The organism is Allomesorhizobium camelthorni (assembly GCF_011045125.1).
In the GTDB taxonomy this organism is placed as follows: Bacteria; Pseudomonadota; Alphaproteobacteria; order Rhizobiales; family Rhizobiaceae; genus Allomesorhizobium; species Allomesorhizobium camelthorni.
In genome coordinates this window covers 1-3,185 of record NZ_JAAKZF010000198.1, presented here as the reverse complement: position 1 = coordinate 3,185, position 3,185 = coordinate 1, and the positions used below count along the sequence as shown (strand labels likewise).

Genomic DNA, 3,185 nt, shown 5'->3' with positions numbered 1-3,185 from the left:
CCGGGCCCCCTGCCCGGCAGCCGCATTGCCGGCTGGCAGCCGTACGTCCACAGAGGACCCGGCCAGGCGTCTGCGCTTTTGCCATGGGCGAGATCTACGCCTGGTTGTGAATCAGCACCGAAGGTTGACCCCTTGCAAAGATCCGGTAACGCCTTGATTTGCTGAGATGAAATGGAGATTGGGCGGCGTCACGATCGGCGCCGACGATGACCCCACCGCGTCGCGAATTTGCAAGCAAAGTCACGCACTTATTACTTTTTGAGAAGGGCCAACCTTCGGTGCTGACTCACACCTCGCCTTCGTCACTGCTGCTCCTATCGACAAGATCGAGAGCCTGCGCGAACGGATGGGATGGAACCACATCCCTTTCTATTCGCTGCCCGACGAGCGGTTCTCTCGGGATTTCGGTGTTGAAGAACTATTCGGCATCAACGTCTTCATCCGGCGCGGTGAACGTATTTTCCGCACCTACTTTCTGAACGGACGCGGCATTGAGGAAATAGGTCCCGTCTGGTCATTTCTCGACATGACGCTGTTAGGTCGGCAGGAGACTTGGCAGGAGGTGCCGCCCGGGCGTCCTCAGGGCGAGCCCTACACGTGGTGGCGTCTTCACGACAACTACGGCCCAGTCGCTGCTCCCAACCCCTCCGCAACCGATAGCTGACGTTCGCGGCAACCAGCGTTGATGACCCGTCTCCGCCGCGACATCACGATGAAGCCGTTCGTCTAGGCATGCTCCCTGTGGCGCGACACCTTCTCGCGGTTTCCGCAGATCCGCATGCTGCACCAGCGGCGCTTCCCGCCGCGCGACGTGTCCAAGAACAACCAGCCGCAGCGGGGACAGGAACGCAGCCTCTCGCGCGGCAGGGTGAAAAAGCCTTCGATCGAGAGCATGGCCAGGACGGCGGTGACGGCGTCGGGGTCCCGCCACCGGGCAGGGGCGAGGTCGGGTCTCGTGCCGTTCAGTCCGACCGCACCGCCGGCAAGTCCGCTTGCGGCGCACTTGAAAAGGAAGCCCAACGCCTCCGTCGCGGGCAGCTCTTTCGCGGCGATCGACCCGAAGATCTTGGCCGCTGCCTCCCTTACCGCGTGGATCCGCTCCACGAATGGCTCGCCTGCTATCTCGGCGACTGCCGTTGCCTCGCGAGCGCCAGCAAGCCCCGACGCCTTGAACCAGTTTCCGATGTCTTGGGCGGATTTGAGCAGTTCGTTATCCTCCTCGGGCACCCGCCGGTTGAACACCGCGTTCGCGAGGTCGAGGGCGGGATGCCCGCCAATGAAGTGCCCCTGCACCCACTCCGTATGCGTGTTCGCCACGGAACCTAACCCTATTTTGCCCGTTATCCGGTTACAATAGTCGGTAACCGCTATTATAACAATATCCGGTTTCGAGGCCAGACGACACTCCCGTCAAGCGAGAAGGAGAAATGAGATGCAAACCTATCGCCACAAGATCCGCCACGAGACGGTCAGTGTCCAAGGGTTGGACATCTTCTACCGACATGCTGGAGACCCGGAGCTGCCGGCGATCTTGCTGCTGCATGGCTACCCGACTTCGTCCTACATGTATCGCGACGTCATCGAGCCATTGGCAGAAACCGCCTATGTCGTTGCGCCGGATCTGCCCGGTTTCGGCTACTCCTCCGCGCCATCCGCCGATGCTTACGACTACACGTTCGAGAAAATTGCCGACACGATCGACGCATTCCTCGCTGCGCTGGACCTCGAGAGGTTCTTTCTGTTCCTCCACGATTTCGGCACGCCCGTGGGCTACCATCTCGCGACGCGCCGGCCGGACCGCATCCGTGGCCTGATCGTCCAGAACGGCAATGCCCATGACGAGGGGCTGGGGCAGGGCTGGGGCAGGGATGGGACGCCCCAAAGGCGTTTTTTGCCGACCCGACCGAGGAGAACAGGGCCAAGCTGCCCGATTGGATGAATTTCGAGACAACCCGGTACCAGTATGTCGGAGAGCAGCCGGAGCGCATCGCGTGTCGCTATCCTCCCGACGGCTGGCATCTCGACTGGGAGCGCCTGTCGCGGCCCGGAAACACTGGACATCCAATTTAAGATATTTTCCGATTACGGGTCGCACATTGCGCGTTTCCCGACCATCCAAGCCTACCACAGCGAGCACCAACCGCCGTGCCTTCTGCTTTGGGGCAGGCACGACCCCTTCTTTGATATCAACGAAATCATGGCATACAACCGCATCCTTGATTCGCTGGAAATCCACGTCTTCGAAAGCGGACACCAGCTTTTGGAAACCCATCACAGAGAATGCGCGGCTCTTGCGAGCCGCTTTATGCTCGATGTGGAGGCCGGGCGAGTTTAGAGATTCCGCCAAGTGACGGAGTCGGAGAACTTGGCGAGGTGCTAGGCGCTATTCGCCTATCACCTACTCCTCGATGCCTTCGGGATAGCGATCGAGTGTGAGATTGAGCTGAATGTCATGCTCCAGGAACGCCTTGAGACCTGCGAGCATGAGGGCAAAACCCTGGGTGGAGTCGGCGACGTAGCGCACGAGTTTGTCGCCGTCGCCAGTCCAGCCAGATTCCTGGACGCGGACAAAGGTGGTTCCGTCGGGGATCGCCCGGAACGTCCACTCGATCTCGGTCGGACCGCTGTAGCCTGGCCATTCGATCCGCACGAGGCGGTTGGGCTCGATTGCTTTGACGGTCACCTCGATGGAGACATCGTGGCTTTCCCACTCCCAGCGCACGGTTTTGCCGGTTTCGAGCTGACCGCTGCCTTTGCTGAACCAGAACTTCGAGGTGATCGCAGGGTTGACGATGGCCTCGAACACGTCTTCGACCGGGCGACGTATGAGCATGCCCGTCTTGGCGATCGGAGTGCGCGACAGCATCATGTTGTCCATCTGGCTTGACCTTAATCTCCGTTGCAGGAGTTCCTAAACGCGAGCTGTCGCGGCAAGTTTCAGCATGGCGGCATCAGAATGCGATCCAATTGCCAATGGAGCGGACAGAATCGCTCTGCTGCGCCGCTGACTCTCATGTCCGCTTGTGGCGCGACAGAGCCTATTGCCCGTGCTCCGCTCATCGGGCGAGCCGAAATCAACAACCTGTTGAACGACCCCTATAGTCGGCTCCAGAGGCGCTACAATGCGCGAGCTCGCATCGGGCGCTGCGGCTGTGGAGGGCGGCATGGGAGAAGGACCATGCCTA

4 protein-coding genes and 1 pseudogene are annotated in these 3,185 nt (G+C 60.5%); 3 read left to right on the top strand and 2 right to left on the bottom strand.

Going from position 1 to position 3,185, the window contains the following annotated elements; genetic code table 11:
- Positions 1-295: 295 nt before the first annotated feature.
- Positions 296-664: pseudogene (locus G6N73_RS35080) on the top strand (DUF899 family protein); the annotation flags it as partial.
- A 62-nt stretch (positions 665-726) separates the two neighbouring features.
- On the opposite strand, the gene G6N73_RS35075 reads toward G6N73_RS35080, so the two are convergent.
- On the bottom strand, positions 727-1,317 hold the full coding sequence (locus G6N73_RS35075) for a CGNR zinc finger domain-containing protein (protein WP_165034448.1): 591 nt from the start codon (positions 1,315-1,317) through the stop codon (positions 727-729).
- A gap of 115 nt (positions 1,318-1,432) precedes the next feature.
- On the opposite strand from G6N73_RS35075, the gene G6N73_RS37790 reads away from it, so the two are divergent.
- Together G6N73_RS37790 and G6N73_RS37785 are read left to right on the top strand one after the other, a co-directional pair.
- Complete coding sequence (locus tag G6N73_RS37790) at positions 1,433-1,939, top strand: alpha/beta fold hydrolase (RefSeq protein ID WP_246252823.1); 507 nt, start codon at positions 1,433-1,435, stop codon at positions 1,937-1,939.
- A gap of 24 nt (positions 1,940-1,963) precedes the next feature.
- On the top strand, positions 1,964-2,335 hold the full coding sequence (locus tag G6N73_RS37785; protein ID WP_246252822.1) for an alpha/beta fold hydrolase: 372 nt from the start codon (positions 1,964-1,966) through the stop codon (positions 2,333-2,335).
- A 63-nt stretch (positions 2,336-2,398) separates the two neighbouring features.
- Here G6N73_RS37785 and G6N73_RS35065 read toward each other — a convergent pair whose 3' ends face one another.
- Positions 2,399-2,878, bottom strand: a complete 480-nt coding sequence (locus tag G6N73_RS35065) for an SRPBCC family protein (RefSeq protein WP_246252821.1) — start codon at positions 2,876-2,878, stop codon at positions 2,399-2,401.
- Positions 2,879-3,185 lie beyond the last annotated feature (307 nt).

Coding starts and splice junctions, on each gene's coding strand:
- G6N73_RS37790 (WP_246252823.1), top strand. CDS start 1,433: ATGCAAACCTATCGCCACAAGATCCGCCACGAGACGGTCAGTGTCCAA.
- G6N73_RS37785 (WP_246252822.1), top strand. CDS start 1,964: ATGTCGGAGAGCAGCCGGAGCGCATCGCGTGTCGCTATCCTCCCGACG.
- G6N73_RS35065 (WP_246252821.1), bottom strand. CDS start 2,878: ATGGACAACATGATGCTGTCGCGCACTCCGATCGCCAAGACGGGCATG.